This window comes from Streptomyces sp. NPDC048612 (assembly GCF_043199295.1).
Classification (GTDB): Bacteria; Actinomycetota; Actinomycetes; order Streptomycetales; family Streptomycetaceae; genus Streptomyces.
In genome coordinates this window covers 155971-177704 of sequence record NZ_JBICVV010000010.1, presented here as the reverse complement: position 1 = coordinate 177704, position 21734 = coordinate 155971, and the positions used below count along the sequence as shown (strand labels likewise).

Genomic DNA, 21734 nt, shown 5'->3' with positions numbered 1-21734 from the left:
GGGTCTATAGAGCAACTGACGCCCCGGTGACCTGTGCTGCTTTGCAGGGTGAATTCCGTGGGCAACTGCGGATACTTGCTCGCTTTCGAAGCCGCACCGTACGGTTCCGGCTGCTGCGTTCGAACGGGAGGAATCTGAATGATCGCGACGAGCACGACCGGCCGGCAGCTGCCGGAATTCCCGCTCCGGGGCGCCGAAAGGCGCGCGGACGCGGCCGAGGACTACGCCAGGATCGCGGCCGGGGAACCGGTCACCCAGGTACGGCTGCCCAGTGGTCGTCCCGCCTGGCTGATCGCCGGGTACCGGGAGGTACGCACGGCACTCACCGATCCGCGGTTCTCCCGGCAGGAGGCGGTCCGCGACCCCGGGGGCCACCTGCTGGCCGTCGAGGCCGTGGGCACCTCGATACTCAATCTGGACCCACCGGACCACACTCGCCTGCGCCGGGTCGCCGCGCGGGGCTTCACGGAAGCCCGAATCGCACGCCTGCGGCCGCGTATCGCGGAGATGACCGGTGAGCTGCTCGACGACCTGGCGCAGCAGCCGGCCCCCGCCGACCTGTGCGAGAGCTTCTGCATGGTGCTGCCGATGCGCGTCATCGGCGAGATCCTGGGCGTGCCACTGGAGGACCGGCACCGGATCGAGAAGTGGCGGGACGGGCTCCACGCGCCGATCACCGGAACCGGCACCCCCGACACCTCGGCCCACACCGAACTCCTTTCCTACATCGGCGAGTTGGTGCGAGAACGGCGTGCCGACCCGCGGGACGACCTGCTCAGCGTCCTGGCCCGGGGCGGTGCGGACGGTGAGGCCGAGGACGTGCTCACCGATCAGGAGATCGTCGCCCTTGGCGGCACCCTGCTGGTCGCCGGGTTCGAGACGACCGTGGCCCAACTGGGGCTGGTTCTGAGGGAGGTGCTGGCAAGCCCCGAGGGGCTGCGCGGCCTGCCCGAGGACCCCGAGAAGCTGGCGGCGGAGGTGGAGGAGCTGATCCGGAGGCTGCCCATCGGCGACTACGGCGGCACTCTGGCGCGCAAGGCGACCGAGGACGTCGAACTGGGCGGGGTCACGATCAGGGCCGGCGACATCGTGATCGCCGCGACCCAGGCTGCCAACTTCGACGCCGACGCTTTCCCCGGGCCGCGCCGCCACGACCCGGACCGCGACACGGTCGCCCATCACCTGGCCTTCGGCTACGGGGTACACCGCTGCCTGGGCGCCCCGGTGGCCCGGATCGAGCTGCAGGAGTCTCTGCGGGCGCTGCGCGAGCGCTTCCCCGGCATGCGGCTGGCCGTACCGGACGACTCGCTGCGCTTCCACCCGGCGGCGGTCAACAAGCGGCTGGTGGAACTGCCCGTCACCTGGTGACCGCAGGATGCACAACGGGTGATGCCCGGTCTCCGCAAGGAGCCGGGCATCACCCGTTGTGGGCTGGGCCGTTCAACCGCGGATGACGCCCTTGGTACGCATCAGGAAGTGCGCGAGGTAGCCATCGTGCGGGATGCCCGTGGCCGTCCAGTACGTGGGGTGGTCACCGATGTACACGTTGGCGATGGTGGGCTCGTCGAGGAACGCGTCGATGAGCCGGTCATCTTCGGTGTACGCCCCGAGGATCAAGGTGTCACGCAGCGGCGCGACACCTTCCTCCCGCGACCAGGGCGCCACCCACACGCAGGGGAAGGGAAGTTCGGCACCGGCCCGGGGATCGTCGGCGCGCTCCAGCTGGTGGACGACGGGACGCAGCACCGCGCTGCCGTCGCCGAGTTCCTCGACGAAGCCGTCGCCGCCCAGATGGGCGAGGGCGCCAACGGCCCGGTCGCGCACGTACTTCTCCAGCGCCCGCGCGGAGACGGCCGACTGGACCGGAAGGATCGCCCTGTCGTCCTCGGGCGGCAGACTGGGGAGAGCCGAGAGACGCTCGGCGATCGCCTCGGCGACCGGGGTGGGGTCGCCCTCTACGAGGACGGCGGTGGCGTTGACGCAGCCGGTTCCGCCATGGTGAGCAATCGAGTCGACGACGGTGTCCAGATGCTCACGCCAGTCAGTGTCCGCCGTGAGCAGGATCTTGGAGCGGCCCGGGATGAGCGGCAGCACCGCGGGGTCGCCGGCGTACTGGCGGATGACCTCGTCACTGCCGTAGGCGAGATCGGCGCCGCGCAGCAGGGCCTCCGCGGCGGCGTGGTCGGTAGGCAGCAGGACCACCTGGTCCTCGCCGAATCCGGCCATGCGCAACGCGGTCACGAGGCGGTGAGGGGTGAACGGCTCACGGCGCGAGGGGCGTACTGCGACGCGGTAGCCGAGGGCCAGTGCCTCGGGCCAAAGAGTGTGGGTGCCTGGGTGGTTGCCGGCGGCGTGTACCGCGAAGACCTCACCGCGCCGGGTCCACACGGCTCGCCCGGCGCGGGTGAGCGGGTCGCGCCAGTCGCCCACCGCGCCCCAGGGGCGGGCATGCTGCAACCCGTGGTGGAGCTGCGCGGAGCGCTCCAGTGCGGTGCGGGTGGCGGCGCGGACCACCTGGATGGGTACCCCGCCCACGCGGCTCACCGCGTACTCGTACTCCCCCACGGTCAGACCGTTGATGGTCCCGGTGGCGAACAGCCGCCCGGCGCGGACGATGGCAGCGACCCGCTCGTCCACCGGCAGCGGCCGGGCCCTGCGCAGCGCGGTCATTGCCCGGTCGACGTACACGGCGGGCGCGAGGGAGAGTTCCACGGCCGGCCGGCCGGAGACATCCGGCACGGTGGTCCGGTTGCGGGAACGGTAGGTTCCCGACGGCCCCAGCACGTCCAGCTGGATCAGACCGTCGGTCCGATCGGTCTCCTGCGACGCCACCATCAGTACACCCCCTCGATGACTGCCTCGTTCTCGAAGCGCCCGACCGGGGCGATGTCGGCGGCCGCGTCACCGACGTGGCCGCCGACCGGCTCGACGCGGGTGGCGAGGTCGCGCTCCAGGTTGTTGGGGAGGAGCAACGCCTTGGAGACGTGATTCATGACAACCTGTCCGCGCTCGCCGTAGGGCACCGGGCGACGGGTGGCCGGGTCGACGACCGAGAAGGTGACGTACGGCGAGAAGGTGTCGAAGACACAGGAGTCGCCGGAGCCGGGCCGCTGGCCGGCGATCCCCATGATCATGGTGCTGCCGTAGTGGCCGTACAGGGCGGTCTCGGGGAAGATCTCGGTGCGGTAGAGGTGGTGGGTGTCGGGGTCCAGCTGGGTTCCGCCCCAGCGGATCGCCCTCACCTTCTCGTTGACCAGCGCGACCAGGTCCTCACGGCGCACCAACCGTTCCAGGAGAGCGGGGGTGATGGTGAGGACCCCGATCTCCTGGGTCCGCAGGATGAACTCGGCCTGGTCGATGACGTGTTCCGCGTAGGCGTCGGCCTGATCGCCCCTGCCGTCGGCGATGAGCTTCTTCACCCAGCGCGGATCGAGGTCGACCTGGAAGCCGTGACGGCCGTGGGTGGCGGCGGACCGGCGGAAGATCTCACCGACGATGTGCGGGCCGGAGGGGGTCAGGCCAAGCCAGTCGACGCCCCTGGGGAAGCCGTGCTCGTCCAGGTTGGCGTTGCTCCATTCGACCAGGCGCTCCATCCAGTCCCGGGTGCACACCACGCGTTTGGGGGCTCCGGTGGTACCGCCGCTCTCGTAGACGCCCACGACGTCGGGGCGCGGTCCGTAGCCCTTGGGTATCAGGGCGTGGACGGGCACCTCACGCATCTCGTTGACGACGTTCGGGAAGAGCTGAAGGTCGTCGTGGCTCTTGACGTCCGTACGCGGATCGAAGTCCAGCGATTTGGCCCGCTCCAGCCAATAGGGCGAACCGGTATCCGGATGGAAGTGCCACTCCATCGCGGCACGGATGAACTCCTCCGGGTCGGGGTGACTGTCGAACGGGAGGTCCAGAACCGGATGGGCTGCTGTCGACACGGTCTCTCCTTGGTCGCGGGACTGGCTGCTCCACCAGACCACGCGGGGGCCGGACCGGGCGTGAGTAGCCACCACTCATCCGCACCGCCGGTCGCTCGGCGGCGTGCCCTCTGACGGACTGCCGGTGCTTCGGCCCCTTCACCGGCAGCGGCGGTCCTGATCGCCCTGCTCCCCGGCCTGCTGCTGTCCGGCCGGCTGCTGCCGCACGACGTCGTGGCGACGCCCCGCCCTGCGTGCCTGGCCCCACCCCGTACCAGACCGGTTTGAGTGACGGCCACTCACGAACTCCGGCCCCCCGGATGGTGTGCTCATCGGAGCCGAGGGCCAACCACCCCCGCGGCCCATGCTTCAGGCCCGTGACACCAGGCCACTCGAAGGAGACGACTCCATGGCCGACGCCGCCATCCCCGTCATCCCCGCCTACGCCATGCCGACGGCCGACCGGCTGCCGGAGAACACCGCCTCGTGGACGGTCGACCCGCGCCGTGCGCTGCTGCTCGTCCACGACATGCAGCACTACTTCCTGAGATTCTTCGCCGGCCGGTCCCCAGGGACCGAGCTGACGGCCCATGCGGCCGCCCTGCGCAAAGCAGCCGCCACAGCCGGTGTGCCGGTGGCCTACACCGCGCAGCCCGGTGACATGACCCCCGAACAGCGCGGCCTGCTCGCGGACTTCTGGGGTCCGGGCATGCGGGCCACTGCTGCCGACCGGGACATTCCGGGGGCGCTCGCGCCGGCCGCCGAGGACACGGTCTTCGTCAAGTGGCGGCCCAGCGCCTTCTTCCGCACCGGCCTGCTTGATCTGATGCGCGCGAGCGGCCGCGACCAACTCGTGCTGTGCGGGGTATACGCACACGTCGGGCTGCTGCAGACCGCGTGCGAGGCCTTCGCCCACGACATCCAGCCGTTCCTCGTCGCCGACGCCGTCGCCGACTTCTCTGCCGAAGAGCACCGGATGGCGCTGGAGTACGCCGCGAAACGCTGCGCCATGGTCGTGCCCACCGACACGGTGCTGGACGCGCTGGCGCTCGAGACCACAGGAGCCCTGCGATGACCGGACACCCGGACCACTGCCTGCTGGACGAGTTGACCGGTCCGGCGCCGCCGGTCGCCTTCGCGCTGCTGCACCGCCCGGAGGCGGACGGCGGCCGGGTGGAGCTGCTCACCGGCGACCTACGCGAGGCCGACGTCATCGCGGACGTCCCCCTCCCGCCCGAGGGCGGCCGCAACCGCCACGAGGCGCTGGTGCTGCTGCCGTACCGGCAGATCGCCGAGCGGGGCTTCGAGGCCCCCGACGACGGCACGCCGCTGCTCGTCATGGACATCGCCCGGCAGGCCGCCGCCCCCGTCGACGAGGTGCTCGCACGTCTCCCCGACGTCCCGGTCACCGCCCACGACCTGGGGTTCGACCTGGACGACAACGCGTACGCCGACGTCGTCCGACGGGTGATCGACGAGGAGATCGGCGCCGGTGCAGGGGCGAACTTCGTGCTGAAGCGCACCTTCGCCACGCAGCTCGACCACTGGTCGCCGCGCACGGCGCTGGCCCTCTTCGGCCGGCTGCTGCGCCACGCGGCGGGCGCGTACTGGACGTTCCTGGTCCACACCGGGGACCGCACCCTGATCGGCGCAAGCCCGGAGCGCCACATCACGGTGGACTCCGGTACGGCGGTGATGAACCCGATCAGCGGCACCTACCGCTATCCGCCGTCCGGCCCGTCGGCGGACGGGGTGCTGGAGTTCCTGGCCGACCGCAAGGAAGCCAATGAGCTCTACATGGTCGTCGACGAGGAACTGAAGATGATGAGCCGGGTGTGCGAGGGCGGTGGCAGGGTGCTCGGGCCGCGGCTGCGCGCGATGGACCGGCTCGCGCACACCGAGTACTTCGTCGAGGGCCGCTCCCGCCTCGACGCACGGGAGATCCTCCACGAGACGCTGTTCGCGCCGACTGTGACCGGCAGCCCGCTGGAGAGCGCCTGCCAGGTGATCTCCAAGTACGAGCCCGATGGCCGCGGTTACTACGCGGGGGTCGCGGCACTCGTGGGCCGTGACGCGGACGGGGACCGTGCGCTGGACTCGGCCATCCTCATCCGTACGGCCGACGTCGACCGCTCCGGAAGGCTGCGGCTGAGCGTCGGTGCGACGGTGGTACGCGACTCGGACCCGTACAGCGAGGCCGCCGAGACCCGGGCCAAGGCCGCCGGACTTCTCGGCGTGGTCCACGGCGGACCCGGCGCGGGCCGGGGCGCCGAGCCGGGTGAGGTCTCCCCGGCCGCAGCGGCGGCCCGCCGACTGACCCTGATGCCGGCGGTGAGCTCGGCTCTGGCCGCCCGCAACGAGCCGCTGGCACCGTTCTGGCGCACCGCCCCCGAGCGGCGGCGGCGTGATTCCCCGCTGGCGGGACTGCGCGTGCTGTTCGTGGACGCGGAGGACACCTTCACCGCTATGGGCGCGGACCTGATGGGTTCGCTGGGGCTCGATGTACGCGTCCGCCGTTTCGACGAGGCATACGAGATCGACGGCAACGACCTCGTCGTGGTCGGCCCCGGACCGGGTGATCCCCGGGACTCCGGTCAGCCGAAGATCGCCCATCTGCGCTCCCTCACCCGGGAGTTGCTGGCGCGCGGCACCCCGTTCCTGTCGGTGTGCCTGGGCCACCAGGCACTCAGCGGCGTCCTCGGCCTGGAGCTCCGGCGCAAGGAGGTGCCCCACCAGGGGGTGCAGCGCAGCATCGAGCTGTTCGGGCAGCGTGAGGACGTCTACTTCTACAACACGTTCACCGCCGTCAGCGCGGCGGATGTCTTCCCCGGCCCACCCGAACGGCCCGGCCTGGTCGAAGTCGCCAGGCATCCCGTCACCGGTGAGGTGTACGGGCTGCGCGGCGCGGGGTTCGCGTCCGTGCAGTTCCACCCGGAGTCGGTCATGTCACGCGGCGGCGTGAGCATCTTGGAACGGCTGGTCAGCGGCGTCTTCCCACACGGGCAGGCGTTTTTGGAATCTTCTCTCTCTTCCACGGATCGTGAGGTCGTCGCATGAGTGCGCTCCTGGTCAGTTCGCCCACCACCGCCCCGGAAGCCTTGCAGCAGCCGGTATGGCCCGACGGCGCCGAGCTGGCGACGGTCACGGAGCGGCTCGCCGCCGGGCTGCCGCTGGTGCTGCCCGCGGAGTGCGACACCCTGCGGCGGCGGATGGCGGCCGTCGCACTCGGCGACGCGTTCGTGCTGCAGGGTGGCGACTGCGCCGAGACCTTCCGGGACCTGTCTCTCGATGCCGTCTCACGCAAGATGGACACTCTGTTCGCGACGGCGGACGAGCTGAGCGAGGCCATGTTCCTGCCCGTCGTGGTCGTGGCCCGGCTGGCCGGCCAGTACGCCAAGCCGCGGTCCCAGCCCGTCGAAACCAAGGACGGGGTGACACTGCCCTCGTACCGGGGCGACGCCGTGAACGGCCTTCAGTTCACCGCGGGGGCCCGCACCCCCGACCCGCACCGGATGCTCCAGATGTACGCGGCGTCGGGCGCGACGCTCAACGTGGTGCGCTCGCTGCTCGCCGAGCACGGCGGGCAGGCCGCGTGCCGGGAGCTGTTCGTCTCGCACGAGGCGCTGCTGCTCGACTACGAGCGCCCGCTGGCCCGTACCGACGCCCGCACAGGTGAGGCGTACTCCGGCTCCGGCCACCTGCTGTGGGCGGGAGAGCGGACCCGGAACGCGGACGGTGCGCACATCGATTTCCTGTCCCGCCTGCGCAACCCCGTCGCGGTGAAGGTCGGTCCGACGGCCACGCCGCAGGAGTTGCTCGCCCTCGTGGAGCGGCTCGATCCCGGCCGGGAACCCGGCCGGCTGACCTTCATCGCACGGATGGGCGCCGAGCGGGTACGGGACGTGCTGCCGGGCCTGGTGGAGAGCGTCACCGCGGCGGGGGCACCGGTCGCCTGGGTGACGGACCCGATGCACGGCAACACCTTCAGCGCGCCGTCCGGGCACAAGACCCGTCACTTCGACACCGTCCTGGACGAGGTCACCGGCTTCTTCGAGGTGCACCGGGCGCTCGGTACCCACCCCGGCGGCCTGCACCTGGAGATGACCGGCGAGGAGGTCACCGAATGCGTCGGCGCAGGGGTGGGGCTCAGGGATGTGCCATGTCGCTACGAGTCGGCCTGCGATCCCCGTCTCAACCGCAGCCAAACGCGGGAACTCGGCCGTCTGGTGGCCGAGTTGGCGACTCCGGTGGGCGTGTGAGGCGGGACAGGAGGAGGGCCCCGGCCGCTCGCCGGCCGGGGCCGCCCCGCTGCCATCCCTACAGGTGGTGGGCGAGTTCGCTGCGTGCGGTCACACCGAGCTTTCCGTAGACGCGGTGCAGATGGTTCTCCACGGTACGGACCGACACCACCAGCCGGTCCGCGATCTCCTGGTTGGACAGCCGGGAGACCGCCAGCCAGGCCACCTCGCGCTCGCGGGTGGTCAGCCGGGCCGTGACGGCGGCAGGCTCGGCCGCGGGAGCCGCCACCCAGGGCGGCAGCCGCCCGTCGCACCCGGCGAGGAGTTCGGCGCAGCGCACCCGTGCCGTGCGGCTCATGCGGCGGCGACCCGCGGTCCGGTGAGCGCGGGCGGCCTGCGCGGCGGCCTCTGCGGCCAGCGGCAACACGCCGAGAGCCGCGAACCGGTCGGCGACGGCGTCGAGCGCGTCGCCGTCGTACCGGGAGAGGGCGCGCACATGGGCCACCAGCAGCGCGAGGTATCCCCGGCCCTCGGCCGGTACCGCCAGGTCGGCAAGGCGTGCCGCGGCCGGTCCCGGGTCACCGACGCGGCCCGCCAGGTGCCATGCCGTGACCGCCTGCTGGAGGCGCCCGGCGGCCGCCGCGCCGACCCCGACCCGCTGGGCGTGGCGTACCGCGCCGAAGCGGTCGCCGACGTGCGCGAGGACCACGGCGTGCTCCAACGCTGTGCCGTCGGCCGCGAGCGGGTACTCCACCGCCTGCCGCTGGACGGCAAGGGCGTCGACGACGGTGTGTACCGCCTCGGCGTGTTCGCCGGCCTCGGCCAGCGCGCCGGCGAGCTGCGCCGTCGTCCAGGCAGGGGTGGTGAACCAGTCGAAGGGGTCGGCCAGGGCGCACGCACGGCGCAGGAGTGCCACGGCCTCGGCGTAACGTCCGGCGCTTCGATAGGTGCGGGCCCGCAAGACGGCGGCCCTCGCCTCACCGCGGTGCCCGGCGCCGTACCGGCGAGTGCTGTCCAGCGCCGTGGCGAGTTCGGCCGTCTCGCCGGTCTGGAAGGCGGCGCGCGCGGCCAGCAGCTGTGCGGCGAGCCGGTTCTCCCGGTCCCAGCCGTCGAGTGCGGGGCGTACCTCCCGCAGCAGGGCGAGGGCCCCCGCGGCGTCGCCCCGCTCGATGCGGGCGAAGGCGGCGAGGGGCATCAGGGCCGGTGCCGCGGGGGAGTCCGGAGAGCCGGCCGCCGCCACCTCGCCGGTACGGTCCTGCAGCAGTCGCAGCTCGGACCGCACGCCGAGCAGCCCGGCATCCGCTGCACCGGCCGCCAAGGCCGCCGCCACGAGGCCGTCTGCCTCCGCCACCCGGTGGAGTCCCCAGGCCATGTTCACCGCTCGTTGCGCGGCACCTCCGTCAGCCCGCGCGAACTCCTCTTCCGCCTCCTCGTGGCGCCCCTGTCCGGCCAGCGCCTGCGCGAGCACCGGCCCGGTCCCGGCGGGCGCCGGGCCACTGCCGGCGGCCCGCGCCCGGCGGCCCAGCCGTTCGGCGAGAGCGAAGTCGCGACGGTCCAGGGCGGACCGGGCCGCGGCCGCCAGCTGTGCGGGGGGCGGTTCGAGGCCGGCGGCGAGCCGGAGGGAGACCACCCGGGGGCCGTCCTCGGAGCGGCACCCGCCCGTGGCTTCGATGGCGTCGGCCAGCCGCAGCCGCAGGCGGCGGGCCGTGAGGTCGGGAAGGTCCGCGGTAAGGACGGGCCCGAAAAGCGGGTGAGCGAGACGCAGCCGCAGCCGGCGGCCGGCCCGTTCGGCCACGACGATGCCGCGTCGGTTCAGGGACTCGGCGGCGCGGGCGAGCTCTTCGACGGGCGCCAGACCCGCCTCCAGGGGCTCGGCGAGGGCGATCATCTCGGCGAGTTCGGCCTCGTCCGGTGCGAGCCGCCCGAGGTGCAGCCGTACCACTTCGGCAAGCCGCGGGTAGGGCTCGTGGGGGAGGCCGGGCCACTGCCAGGCCTCCCCCACCGGCCGCAGCGTGCCCGCTTCGAGGGCGGAGTCCACCAGTTCGCACAGAAACCGCGCGTTGCCGAGGGTGAGTGACCACAGCCGGTCCCGTGCCGCCCCGGCAACATGGCCGCCGAGCCGTGCGTGCAGAATCCGGGCGAACGCGGAGCGGTCGAACACATCGACATCGATGCGCTCGACCAGCCGCTCCACCCAGAGCCGGGAGATCCCTTCCGGCAGTACGGCTCCCGCCGGGGCCGCCGCGACCAGGGCGGCCCGGCCTGCTCGCACCAGTCCGTAGAGGCGCTCCGCCGCACCCGGGTCAGCGAGGTGTACGTCGTCGGCGCCGAGCACCAGCCGCCTCCTGTCACCGCCTTCGGCCGGGGCCTCGCCCAAGTGCCGGACGAGGTCAGTGTCGAGCGGGCCGTGCAGCCACGCGATGGCGTGCCCGGCCCGTTCCGCGCGTTCCAGGGCGGCGTGCAGCAGCCGGCTCTTACCGGTGCCCGGCCCACCTGTCAGCAGCGCGCCGCCCCGCACCAACGAGGCGGCGACACTGTCGAGTTCGGGTTCTCTGGCCGTCAGGGGCCATTCGGTTCCGCTGTCTTGCGGCATGACTGTGCCACTCCCCCGTCCTTCAGGCCATGAGCCCGGCGCGGGCAACGATGACCGCCGAACCGCCCACCTCGATCGACTCGACGTGTTCGGCCTTGCCCGTCGCCGTGGCGAACATGGTGGAAAGGCGCCCCATTTCGACGCCCTGCTGGATTTCGATCTGTTCGTCGAACTTGATCAGGCCGTGCCGCGCCAGGTGCAGTGCAAGTGGACCGGCAGCCGATCCGGTGGCCGCGTCCTCCACCACCCCGTACGCGGGCGAGAACATCCGGTTGCGCCAGTGGGTGCCGGACCCCGCGAAACAGTTGGCGGCCATGTCCGTGAACTTGGTGAGCGCCTTGTGGTCCGGTTCGAGAGCTGAGAGCGCCTCGATGCTCTCCAGTCCCACGTAGACGTGACGGGGGCCGTTGCGATAGGCCGTCACCGGCAGTGTGGAGGCGTCCAGACCGAGCGCGGCCAGCAGTTCCTCGGCGTGCTCGTAGACCTCCCAGGTGGGTATGGGCTGCTTCATCCGGGCGGAGACGATCTTGCCGTCGTCGCCCCGGTCGAAGACGAACGGGATGACGCCCATCCCCGTTTCGAGCCGCAGGCGGTTGGCGCGGATCGATTCGCCCAGGACAATGGCGGTACCCAGCATGGGATGGCCCGCGAACGGCAGCTCGTTGACCGGGGTGAAGATACGGATACGGGCGTCACCGCCCTCTTGGGGCGGGAGGACGAAGGTGGTCTCCGACAGGTTCATCTCCCGTGCGATGCGCTGCATACGCGGGCCCGGTATGTCAGCCGCATCGAGGAAGACGGCCACCGGATTGCCTTCGAGGCGCGTACTCGTAAAGGCGTCTGCGACCATGTAGGCGTGCATCATCCGTCCATTCGCGCGGGCGCCGGAGCCATGTCCGTCACCTTTCTGTCGTGTGGGAGGGGTGGGTCGAGCCCGGCAGGGTGAGCCGAAGCGCCCGCCGGCGCGCGCGGCCGTACGGGCGGGCTTCGGACTCGCTCGTCAGGGCTGGAGCCGGCGCGTGGTCCAGCCGTCGCCGGTGCTGAGGTAGTTCAGGCGAAGGTGCAGCCGGTCCTGGCGGGACTGCCAGAACTCCACCGATTCGGGGACCAGCAGATAGCCGGCGAAAGGCGCCGGCCGGGGCAGCACTCCGAGCGCGGACAGCCGGTCCGCCTCGGCGCGCAGCCCCGCCTCGTCGTCGAGGGTTTCGCTCTGCCGGGAGACCGTGGTCATCGCATGGGTCCCCACCGGGCGCGAGAACCACAGTTCGTCCGCCTCGGCGTCCGGCAGCCGTTCCACCGGTCCGGCGAGGACGATCTGCTGGCCGCTCTCGCGCCAGTAGAGCACCCCTGACGCCCACGGCCGGGCGGCCAGTTCGCGGCCCTTGCGACTGCTGTCGTGGCTGGTGAACACCAGGCCCCGCTCGGTGACGGCACTGATCTGGACGATGCGGCTGGAGGTGCGTCCTTCCGCGTCGGCGGTGGCCAGTGCGAGGGCTCCGGGCTCCCGGACACCGCGCTCGGGCGCCGTGCCGAACCATGTGCGGAAGAGCTCGATCGGGTCGGCGGGAAGGTTCTGGAATTCGGACGAGTCGCTCACGTGTGCCTCCACCGTGCTCATGCTTGAAGGGCGAGGCCCTGACCGGCGAGGCGGGGCAGCGCATGGACGCCTTCGGCGATGGCCTCGATGTCGAACACCCAGCGGTGCGTGGGCGGGTATCCGATGAGTTCGGCGGCGCTGCGTGGGTGCGGTGGCGCGGCGGCCTCGGCCGACTCCCAGATGAAGACGGCGCCCCAGCGGTCGTTCTCCTGGTCGGCGATCCAGTACTTGTGGATCAGCCCCGGCACGCGGTTCCACGCGTCGACCGCCTCGTCGCGCAGGAAATCCCGCAGGGACTCGATGGTCTGGTCGGATTCCCCCAAATCCCACCAGGCGACCATTGCCCTCATGGCGTATAAACCCTTCTACGGTAGTGGTGGACGACGGGTGCCGCCCCGGTCGGCGTACGGCCCTCGTTCCCGGTCGGTGCCGCGCGGAAATGTGTCGCGTACGGCACGTCCGCGCAGCCGGCCACCTGGAACAGAGCGCAGCTTGCCCTTCCCTAGGTGGGAATTCCCTTCCGCTCGATCACCGGCACATCAATTCCCAGTGCCCGGAGCTGGTTGAAGGGATTCATGAACTCCCGGGCCTGCTTGATCTTGCCGTTCTCCAGCAGGAACGAGTGGATGAAGTGGTTCTCGTAGTAACCCTCGGGATAGCCGGGGAAGCGGATTTTTCCCTTGCCGTCGCACTCGACCCAGAAGCGGTTCGGGTCCTGCGTCTCGTGGATCTCGATGTTGTACCAGACCCAGTCGGGGAAGCACTGCAGCGACCAGACGGCGTGCTCGCCGAGCCTGTCCCGGCCGTGTATGGCTATCGGGCCGGGGGTGTCGGCAGTCCACAGGCCGCCGACACCGTCGTCGGTGAAGAGGTGATGCCGTTCCAGGCGGTCCTGACCGAGGGTGTGCATATACCTCTCGACCACGGACCGGTTGGTGCGGCGGAGTTCGACGTCGGTAGCGGTGCCGCCCAGCTGTGCGGTGTCGGACACGGATGACCTCCGGCGGATCGTGGATGGATGGATACTGCCGCCGGTCACCGTGAGCCCGGCATCTATAGCCTCGGGCCCCTCGCCCATATTTCCTCTATACGGCCCTGGCAGCGTCCTGCCGTCGCAACTTCCTGACTCCGCACTCTGCAGTTGCGCAGGCGCCGTGCGCCCAGAATGACAAGCACAAGGATCGATCCCACTGATCCTTCGTCAGTCCGGGGGGAGCCATGAAATTCCAGCTGCTCGGAAACATCGGGGCGATCAACGCGGACGGCATGGTTGTGCTGTCGGGGGCGAAAGTGCGGACGTCGCTCGCGGCACTGGTGCTGGCACGCGGCTGGACCGTGCCCGACAGCACGCTGAGCTCGGCGCTTTGGGGCTGGAATCCCCCGGGGACGAAGACAGCGCAGCTCTATACCTACATGTCACGGCTCCGCGGAGTCCTGGGGCCCGAGGTCGAGTTGGTGCGCCGGCAGTCCGGCTATCTGCTCCGGGCCGAGGACGCCGTCGTCGACGTGCTGGAATTCGAGCGGCTGGCGGCCGAGGGAGCCCGGGCATTGCGCGACCGCCAGTTCGAACGGGCGGGACGACAGCTCGCACTGGCCTTACAGCTGTGGCAGGGACGCGCTTTGGCCGATGTCACGGAGCCGTTCGCGAACGCCGAGCGACCGCGGCTCGAAGAGGCCAGGGCGGTCACCCTGGAGGACCGGCTGGAGGCGGATCTGGCGATGGGCCGGCACCGGGAGCTGATCCCGGAACTCACCGGGCTGGTGCACACCTTCCCGGTGCGCGAACGGCTGCGCGCCCAGTTGATGACGGCGCTGTACCGCTGCGACCGACAAAGCGACGCGCTGGCGGTGTTCCACCACGGACGGCAGCTGCTCGCCGACGATCTGGGGGTCGACCCGGGCACCACGCTGAGCGCCACGTACTACGCGGTGCTCAACAACGATCCGGCCCTGGTCGCCCCTGCACCGGGAGCGACGGAGGCGGTCCGCATCGACGCCTCCGCCGCACCGCCCGCAACGGGCGCGCCCGGTTCCGTACCGGCCATGCTCCCGCCGGAGGCCGGCGACTTCACCGGGCGACAGCGGGAAGCGTCCGAACTGCTGCGGCTGCTTCCTCCGGAGCACCCGGGCGCGCCCGACGGATCGACGCGGCGGCCGAGGCGTTTCCTGCTCACCGGCACAGCAGGAATCGGGAAGTCCACGCTGGCCGTCCACGTGGCGCACACCGCGGCGCCGGCCTTCCCCGACGGCCACCTGTACGCCGATCTCACCGACCTTGACGGCTCAGCGAAAGATCCGCGCAGGGTGCTGGTCCCGCTGCTGCGAGCGCTCGGCGACGACGCCCCGGGGGACGCAGAGCTGACCGAACTCGTACAGCGCTACCGTACGAGGACCGCGGGCAGCTCGCTGCTGGTGGTCCTCGACAACCTGGTGTCCGAAATGCAGTTGGACGCGCTGCTGCCCGGCGGGACCCGGTCCGCGGTGATCGTCACCAGCCGCACGCCCCTGGCGGCCACCCCCGGCATCCACGCGGTGCTGCTGGAGCCACTGCGGCCCGGGGAGTCACTGGCCCTGCTGGAAGCAGTGGCCGGACCGGAGCGCTTGGTGCGGGAGCCGGACGCGGCACGCGACGTGGTGGCGTACTGCGCCGGACTGCCGCTCGCCTTGCGGATAGCGGGGGCCCGGCTCGCCGCCCGTCCCCGTCTGCCCATGGCCTGGCTGGCCGACCGACTCGCAGAACCGGCCGCGCGCCTGGAGGAGTTGCGTTACGGCGGGCTGTCGGTGGCGGAGAGCATGGGGCGTTCGGCACGGCAGCTGGATGCGGAGTCACTGGCGGTGCTGCGCGCGCTGCCGGGTCTCGGCGGGCGGCCCTTCACCACCCGGGATGCGGCGGCGCGGCTCAGCCTGTCCCCGGTCGAGGCGGAACGGATGCTGGAGGCACTGGCGGATACCAGGCTGCTGGAGCTGCCCGGCACGGACGAGCGGGGATGGCCGCTGTACCGCTGCCCGGAGCTGGTGCGACTGTTTGCCGAGTCGCTGGGCGAGGATGCCCCGGCCGGGCCGGCGGTCCGGCCGGCGGTGCACGGCATGGTACGGACATGAGCGCCCGTGGAGAACCGTTGCGGGTCCCGTCACGTCCCCGGCGCCACGACCGGGTGGGTATCCGGGGCGAGCCAGCCGCGAGCGGCAGCGAGCGCCCCCGCCTGGAAGCGACTGCGGGCGGACAGCCGGTTCATCAGCTCTGCGGTGATCCGGCGGCTGGTACGCACGGAGATGCCGAGTTTGCGGGCGACGACATCGTCGGTGTGCCCGGCGACGAGCAGTTCCAGCACGGCCCGCTCCTGGCTGCTGGGGCGGTCCCCGTCGGCCGGCACCGGGGCGGCGTCCAGCGGCTCGGCCTGCTGCCACACCTGCTCGAAGAGGGTACGCAGGGCCGTGACCACACCCCCGCCGTCGATCACAAGGATGCCCTTGTCGGCGGCCTCGGGGTCGATGGGCACCACAGCGGAGCGGGAGTCATAGACGGCCAAGTGCAACGGCAGCTGAGGCACGCACCGTACATCGCCGCCGTTGTCCCGCAGCCACCGGGCGTGCGCCAGCCCGGCCCGGTCGTTGCCGAGGCTGGCGAGGCAGACGTACCGGGCCCGCAGGCCACGGGCGAGCACCGCCTGGTCGAGCTGGCGGGAGGCCTCGGGCGTCCCTCCGATCTGGGCGCCGCGCGGGGCGAACACCGCGATCTCACGCTCGCAGCTGTGGGCGTACCGTTCCAGCTGTGAACGGACGGCGTCCGTCCCGGTGAACTGCCGGACACCGCAAGTGCGGGACGCTGAACCGGCGTCGACCAGGTCGAGCAGCATTTTGCTGATCTCCATCCGCGCGTCGGCCACCGCTTTCTGGCGGGCGAGCACCTGCCGTTCCTGCCGCACGAGCAGATGCTGCAGGCTCAGTTCCGGGTCGACCAGCCGCATCCGCCCGGGCTGTTCCGCGGAGGGGCGAACGAGCGTCAGCCGGCCCAGCTCGTCCCAGGCGTCCTCCACCCGGTCGGGTGCCCAGCCCAACCTCTCGGCCAGCTCTGACCTTCCCAGCTGCGGCGCCCTGAGCATGACGCCGTACACGGTTTCGGCGTCCGGCCCCAGACCCAGTTCGTCAAGCATCGATTCCTCGTTCGGTGCGGCAACACGGGCCTGCGTTCGCAAGCTCGGATTTCCGGCCCCGTGGTGTGCGACTGCTGCAGAGCAGCGGTCGCACGGCGGGACCCGGCGTCAGTCCTGCCGGCCGTCCAGGCTGTGGGCGAGCTCCAGCCAGGCGGCGGCGCATTGGCGGGCCAGTGCGGCCGCCATGGGGGTGCAATGGGACGGGACGCTCTCGGCGAGTTGCCGGCGCCGACCGGCCGGGACTGCATGGGTGGCCATCAGCCGCAGCAGGTACCGGCCGTTCTCGGTGAGGCGCACCGAGGGGTCCCGGCTCAGCATCTGCAGCAGCTCGCCGCTGTCCTCGGGCGTCGGCTGGGCGGCTTCGGTACCGGCCCTGACGCGCGGCTCCGGCCGACCGCCCTTCTGGTGCGGGGCGGCCGCCCGGGAATCACGGCACTCGCGCTGGCCCGGCGGTACGGGGTCCTCGCCGCGCAACAGCCGCTTGCGGACGTCCCGGACCGTGCCCGGTGAGATGCCGACCGCCGCGGCGACCTCGCGCAGCGAGGCCGCGGGGTGCTCGGCGATGAACTCGCTCGCCTGCCGTCGGGCGACCGCCGTACTGAGCGGGCGGACCCGCCCGTCCCGGCCGACCCGCGAGCCGGCCTGCGGCTGTGTCCCTTCGGTGCGCTGACGGATGGCACACACCGTCCGGGCCGAGAGTCCGGCCGCCGCCGCGATGGCGCGATCCGACCACTGTGGGTGCGAGCGCAGGATGCGGGCGGCGGCAGCGACCCGGTCCGCGGTGGAGAGCGGCAGGCCGTGCTTGACGTTGAGTTCAACGGCGAGAACGAAGGCGTCCTGCTCGGCGCCCTCGAAGAACCGGACCGGCAGCCGCTCCTGGCCCAGCAGAGCAGCGGCGCGCAGCCGGTGCATCCCGTCGACCACGCGCATCGTGTCGCGATGCACGATGATCGGCGGGAGGGTCGCGTCGGAGTCGGCGAGGGCCTGCACATGGCCCGGGTCCTCCCCGTCGAGCCGCGGCGAGGCGGCCGGCAGCAACGAGGCGATGGGAATCACCTCGACCGGCGAGAGCCGGCCGTGCTGCGGCTCCGGTGCGCCCTCCGCGTCGCCCGGCAGGTGTACGGAGTCCACCGGGGCCAACGGCATGCGGACCGCGCCGATTCCGGTTCCGATGCCCGTGCTGATGTCGGTGATGCTCACAGGACCGCCCCCACTAACACTCGGTCATGAAATCGGCCGCAGCACACTCCCGAAGGGCCGCAGGCCCCTGCCCCGCGCGTGGTCCGGCAGGCCGTTGCCACGTATGCCTCCTGCATGGTGCGTCTGCCCCTCTCCTACGGACCGCGCGCGGTTCCCCGCGTCGCGCGGCCGGGGCGGCCGCCCGGAGCGGCGGCCTCGCCCCCATGACAGTTTAATACCTTCGCGAAGGAATTTTATGTCCCAAGCGGTGCGCCCCTGGCAACCCGGCCACCAGTTCCGCGTTGTCGCCCACGACGACGGGGTGGCCGACCTCGGTCAGCATCGGCAGGTCGGAAACGTGATCGCCGTACGCGAAGCAGTCCTCGGGGTCCACATCCGGGTAACGGCTCAGCAACTCCCTCACAAGCCGACGCTTCCCCTCGGCGATGGCCGGCCCGCCGACCAGGTCGCCGGTGAGCACACCACCCCGCACCTCCGGACGTGCGCACAGCAGATGGGCCGCCCCGACCGCTGCCGCGATGGGATCGAGCACTGCCGGGAACGAGCCGGAGACGAGGGCGACGACGGCACCACGGGCGCGGTGCGCGCGCAACGCGGCCCGGGTGTACGGCCGGAAGAAGGCCGGGTCACGCGAGCGCTGCGTATACCAGCGCCGCCCCGAAGCGGCGACCGTGGCGGCCCGCTCGCCCGCCCAGCCCCGGTAGAAGCTGCGGTTCGCTTCCTCGCGCGATGCCCCTGCCTCCTGCTGTGCGCGCAGCGCGTCGACGACGGCGCCGCTGTGGCGCGCCCCGCTGGCGCCGTAGCGTTCGGTGAAATGAAAAAGGAGGAAGTCGAGCAGGCTCTTACAGCCGATCAACGTCTCGTCCACATCACAGAACACCAGCACGGAAGGGCGCACCCCGCCCACAGCCAAGGGCCCGGCCGCCACCACCCCCCACATGGTCACGACCAGATCACCGTCCCTGCGACAGCACCGCGGCCGTCGCCCGGCCGTACGCCTCCGCCGCTGCCCCCAGCCGAAGCGCCGCGTGTCCGGTGGCGGTGTGCACGTCCCGCCAGGCGCGCTGCAGCTCCCCCTCGGCATGACCGCCGTGCGAACCGCCGGTCCTGAACAGCCGCTCGACGGCGTTGACCACCAGCTCCGCGGCAACGGCGGCGTCCCGCCGGCCGTGCGCGACACCCCCCTCGGCTCTCGGTTCGGCGTCCGCACGGCATACCACGTCGCGCAACAGCAGTGCGGCGGCGTCCAGTTCGGCCGAGGAACGGGCCAGCGCCTCCCACACAGGAACGGCGAAGTCGGCGGTGCCCTTGGCCGCCTTACCCACGACCAGCTCACTCCAGACCCGCAGCGCACGCCGGGCCGCCCCCAGCGCCGGGGCCATCATCAGTACTCCGCCGACCAGTTGGGCGGGGGCCGCGTAGCAGCGGGCCCGCCCGGGCAGCGCGTCTCCACTCATCATCCGGGCCATCCCGAAGGAGCGCCGCTCCGGAACGATGACCGACCGCAGGACGACCTCGTGGCTGCCGGTGCCACGCAGCCCGACACTGTTCCAGGAATCCACGATTCGCAACTCCTCGCGCGGCACGGCGAAGACCAGCGCCTGCCCGCCCGTCTCGCACGGCTCCGGCACGGCGACCAGCAGCCAGTCGGCGTGATCCACCCCGCTGGCGAAACGCCAGGTGCCCTGCACACGCCAGCCCCCGTCCACCGGCTCCGCGCTGCCCGCGGGAGGCACGACCGCGGCCGAGATCCGCACATCGGGGGACTCCCCCCACAGGTCCCGCTGCCCCTCCTCGGGCAGGAACGCGGCGAATCTGCCGTGCCCCGCCCACAGCGCCCCGCACCAGGCGGCTGACGCGCAGCCCTCGGCCACCTCGACGGTCGCGTCGAACAGCTCGGTGAAAGCCCCTTCACCGCCGCCCCAGCGTTGGGGCACGAAGTGCCGGGCGAACCCGGCCTCCGTCAGGGCCTGCGCGGTCAGCGCGCCGATGCGCCGCTCCCGCTCGGCGGCCGCCACGCCGCAGGAGGCCACAGCGGCGGCCTCAGCCGCGGAAATCCCTCCCGGGGAATCAGGGAGAGCACGGGAAGCACCGAGGACAGAGGCTTGGGTGAGCGCAGTCATCGCTTGAACTCCTGTGAAGGTTGAGATTGGTTGATGCCCTTCATCACGGCGAAGGCCTGCCGACTTCCACACCAGGAAAATTCCTGCGTGAAGGTATCTTTAGAGAGGCGGGCCATAGAAGGGAAGAGCGGATGACCGGGAAGCAAGCACGGTCTTTGCAGACATACGAGCGCGTACTGGACGCGGCGGCCTTCGAGTTCGCCCAGCAGGGCTACCCCAACACGAACCTTCAGCGGGTCGCCGAGCGTACCGGCCTCACCAAAGGGGCCCTGTACGGCCACTTCTCGTCGAAGGAGGAACTCGCCGCGGCCCTGGTGAAACGGCTGGACGAAGCGGTTCGGACGCTGGCCGACAGCGCGGACGACCCGCATGCCCCAGCGTGGGAAAAACTCCGCTCCCTGACGTTCTCACTCGCCGACCGGCTCCACACGGATATCCGTGTCACCGCTGCGCTGCGGCTGGTGCTGGACAGCGCGAAGGCCGGAGCGGAGCCGCCGGCGGTGCTCTCCCAGCTGCGGGACTACGCGGTGCGCCTGGTGGGCGACGCCCAGCGCGAGCAGGACATCAGCCCGGAACTTCCCCCCGAGACGGTCGCCGATCTCCTGCTCGCCGTACTCTTCGGCGCGCACTGCACGGCGCCCGTCTCGGGCTGGAAGGAACTGCCGAGCCGGGTCCGCGGGATGTGGGACATCCTGGCTCCCGTCCTGCGCCACCGCTGAGAGTGGTCAGCGGGGCGCCGATCAGGGCAGCGGCTCGGCCCACACCATCGTGGAGCCGGCGATCACCCGGCCGCACTGCACCGCGTCCACTCGCAGCCGACGCGCCCCTGCCATCCGGCGGTCGTCCCGGACGGCCAAGGATACCGGCAGGTTCAGTTCGGCGAAGAGGTGGCATGTGACGGCACACGAGACAAGGGTGTGCGGGGCGGCGGGCGCCTGACCCAAGCCCCCTGACGGATCGTCATGAGTGAGCAGATGGCCCAGCTGACGGAATCCCTCCATGGCGACCATGAGCGGTAGATGGTCGCTGGGGTGGTCGAAGAGGATCGCGTGATCCGTGTCCACCCGCATCCTCCACTCGCCGCCCGGCTCCATCCGCTCCAGCACACAGTCCTTGCCGCGGAGCCTGCCGACAGCCTCCGCCGACACGCTCGTGGCGGAGCCGCCGGTGCCCGCTGACGCCGGGGCGACGTGGTCGCCCGGCACGGAGTTACGGGCCCGCAGAGCGCGATAGACACGCTCATCCACGGCGACGAAACGGAAACCGCCACGGCCGCAGACCTCGCCGTCGACCGTCAACACAACCTCCATGCGCAGGCCGTGGCGGCGCGGGGGCCGGTGCCCCACAGTGGCGCAGCGCGCCTCGAGCACCACGGCATGCGGCGCTCCGGCCACCCGCAGCGCGGAAGCGTCCGTGATCTGGAAATCGAGGTCATAGGCCACGAACCGGTGGCCGAGCGGTACGTCGTAGTACTCGTGCGCGAGATAGACGAGCGCCTGTCGAATCGTTTCCGCAAAAAGCAGCGGATCGGTGCGGCCGGACAGGTCAGGATGGTAAAGGGAGTGGTCCCGGGGCCACTGGGCGGCCACCAGGAAGGCGTCATCCCCGACCTTGACCGCGTCGGTCAAAAAGACCTCGGTCATGGCCGCACGGTGCACGAGGGTGCGCGGCACAGGCCGGAGGAACTCAAGAGGTCGCGCGGCACCGACGGACCAGCCGCCGACGGACCCCCCTTCCATCACTTCGGGTAACTCTGATCCAGCCACACTTAAACCGTTGAGCATGTTTTCCCCCATAGCCCCGTGGTGAACGCTGTGTGGATCGTTCCTGTGCCGACCAGCCGACACGCAAAAAAAAATATACCTTCGAGAAGGAATATTGCAATGCCCCTTCACGCAACGGACGATGGAGGCAGCACGCG

General features: G+C 71.4%; 18 protein-coding genes. 6 read left to right on the top strand and 12 right to left on the bottom strand.

Annotated features, from left to right (window positions below; translation table 11 throughout):
• The first annotated feature begins 138 nt into the window (after positions 1–138).
• Entirely contained in the window at positions 139–1368 is a 1230-nt protein-coding gene (locus ACGFN2_RS17850) for a cytochrome P450 (RefSeq protein ID WP_393361258.1), read from the top strand.
• A gap of 72 nt (positions 1369–1440) precedes the next feature.
• Here the strand turns inward: ACGFN2_RS17850 and ACGFN2_RS17845 are convergent, their stop codons facing one another.
• Positions 1441–2835, bottom strand: coding sequence for an aldehyde dehydrogenase family protein (locus tag ACGFN2_RS17845; RefSeq protein WP_393361255.1), 1395 nt, complete (start codon positions 2833–2835; stop codon positions 1441–1443).
• Entirely contained in the window at positions 2835–3929 is a 1095-nt protein-coding gene (locus tag ACGFN2_RS17840; RefSeq protein ID WP_393361252.1) for a phenazine antibiotic biosynthesis protein, read from the bottom strand. The genes ACGFN2_RS17845 and ACGFN2_RS17840 overlap by 1 nt, the downstream gene beginning before the upstream one ends.
• A gap of 388 nt (positions 3930–4317) precedes the next feature.
• On the opposite strand from ACGFN2_RS17840, the gene ACGFN2_RS17835 reads away from it, so the two are divergent.
• Genes ACGFN2_RS17835 through ACGFN2_RS17825 form a run of 3 tightly spaced genes read left to right on the top strand, consistent with a single transcriptional unit; the run spans position 4318 to position 8167 of the window.
• Positions 4318–4983 (top strand): isochorismatase family protein, encoded by a 666-nt coding sequence (locus ACGFN2_RS17835; protein WP_393361249.1) that lies wholly within the window; start codon positions 4318–4320, stop codon positions 4981–4983.
• On the top strand, positions 4980–6965 hold the full coding sequence (locus ACGFN2_RS17830) for an anthranilate synthase family protein (protein WP_393361246.1): 1986 nt from the start codon (positions 4980–4982) through the stop codon (positions 6963–6965). The genes ACGFN2_RS17835 and ACGFN2_RS17830 overlap by 4 nt, the downstream gene beginning before the upstream one ends.
• Complete coding sequence (locus ACGFN2_RS17825; protein WP_393361243.1) at positions 6962–8167, top strand: 3-deoxy-7-phosphoheptulonate synthase; 1206 nt, start codon at positions 6962–6964, stop codon at positions 8165–8167. Before ACGFN2_RS17830 ends, ACGFN2_RS17825 begins: the two co-directional genes overlap by 4 nt.
• A gap of 58 nt (positions 8168–8225) precedes the next feature.
• On the opposite strand, the gene ACGFN2_RS17820 is transcribed toward ACGFN2_RS17825, so the two are convergent.
• From ACGFN2_RS17820 to ACGFN2_RS17800, 5 genes are all read right to left on the bottom strand, one after another.
• On the bottom strand, positions 8226–10739 hold the full coding sequence (locus ACGFN2_RS17820) for a LuxR C-terminal-related transcriptional regulator (protein WP_393361240.1): 2514 nt from the start codon (positions 10737–10739) through the stop codon (positions 8226–8228).
• A 22-nt stretch (positions 10740–10761) separates the two neighbouring features.
• The gene (locus tag ACGFN2_RS17815) at positions 10762–11589 is read right to left on the bottom strand and encodes a PhzF family phenazine biosynthesis protein (RefSeq protein WP_393361478.1); all 828 of its coding nucleotides are present in this window, start codon (positions 11587–11589) and stop codon (positions 10762–10764) included.
• A gap of 150 nt (positions 11590–11739) precedes the next feature.
• Positions 11740–12336, bottom strand: a complete 597-nt coding sequence (gene phzG, locus ACGFN2_RS17810) for a phenazine biosynthesis FMN-dependent oxidase PhzG (RefSeq protein ID WP_393361237.1) — start codon at positions 12334–12336, stop codon at positions 11740–11742.
• A 17-nt stretch (positions 12337–12353) separates the two neighbouring features.
• Complete coding sequence (locus ACGFN2_RS17805; protein ID WP_393361235.1) at positions 12354–12686, bottom strand: hypothetical protein; 333 nt, start codon at positions 12684–12686, stop codon at positions 12354–12356.
• 152 nt (positions 12687–12838) lie between these two features.
• Positions 12839–13327 (bottom strand): PhzA/PhzB family protein, encoded by a 489-nt coding sequence (locus ACGFN2_RS17800; protein WP_393361232.1) that lies wholly within the window; start codon positions 13325–13327, stop codon positions 12839–12841.
• A gap of 227 nt (positions 13328–13554) precedes the next feature.
• Between ACGFN2_RS17800 and ACGFN2_RS17795 the strand changes: the two genes are divergently transcribed.
• On the top strand, positions 13555–15438 hold the full coding sequence (locus ACGFN2_RS17795) for a BTAD domain-containing putative transcriptional regulator (protein WP_393361229.1): 1884 nt from the start codon (positions 13555–13557) through the stop codon (positions 15436–15438).
• A gap of 29 nt (positions 15439–15467) precedes the next feature.
• Here the strand turns inward: ACGFN2_RS17795 and ACGFN2_RS17790 are convergent, their stop codons facing one another.
• The 4 genes from ACGFN2_RS17790 to ACGFN2_RS17775 all read right to left on the bottom strand — a co-directional run bounded on the left by ACGFN2_RS17790 (position 15468) and on the right by ACGFN2_RS17775 (position 19723).
• A complete protein-coding gene (locus tag ACGFN2_RS17790) occupies positions 15468–16490 on the bottom strand; it encodes a LuxR C-terminal-related transcriptional regulator (protein ID WP_393361226.1) in 1023 nt (340 codons plus the stop codon).
• 108 nt (positions 16491–16598) lie between these two features.
• A complete protein-coding gene (locus tag ACGFN2_RS17785) occupies positions 16599–17690 on the bottom strand; it encodes a ParB/RepB/Spo0J family partition protein (RefSeq protein ID WP_393361223.1) in 1092 nt (363 codons plus the stop codon).
• 211 nt (positions 17691–17901) lie between these two features.
• The gene (locus ACGFN2_RS17780; protein WP_393361475.1) at positions 17902–18630 is read right to left on the bottom strand and encodes an HAD family hydrolase; all 729 of its coding nucleotides are present in this window, start codon (positions 18628–18630) and stop codon (positions 17902–17904) included.
• 13 nt (positions 18631–18643) lie between these two features.
• Positions 18644–19723, bottom strand: a complete 1080-nt coding sequence (locus ACGFN2_RS17775) for an oxidoreductase (protein WP_393361220.1) — start codon at positions 19721–19723, stop codon at positions 18644–18646.
• Between the two features lie 221 nt (positions 19724–19944).
• Between ACGFN2_RS17775 and ACGFN2_RS17770 the strand changes: the two genes are divergently transcribed.
• Positions 19945–20532, top strand: a complete 588-nt coding sequence (locus tag ACGFN2_RS17770; RefSeq protein WP_393361218.1) for a TetR family transcriptional regulator — start codon at positions 19945–19947, stop codon at positions 20530–20532.
• Positions 20533–20553: 21 nt separating this feature from the next.
• On the opposite strand, the gene ACGFN2_RS17765 is transcribed toward ACGFN2_RS17770, so the two are convergent.
• Positions 20554–21552 carry a ScbA/BarX family gamma-butyrolactone biosynthesis protein gene (locus ACGFN2_RS17765; protein WP_393361472.1) on the bottom strand — a complete coding sequence of 333 codons (999 nt, stop codon included), beginning with the start codon at positions 21550–21552 and terminating at the stop codon, positions 20554–20556.
• Between the last annotated feature and the right edge of the window lie 182 nt (positions 21553–21734).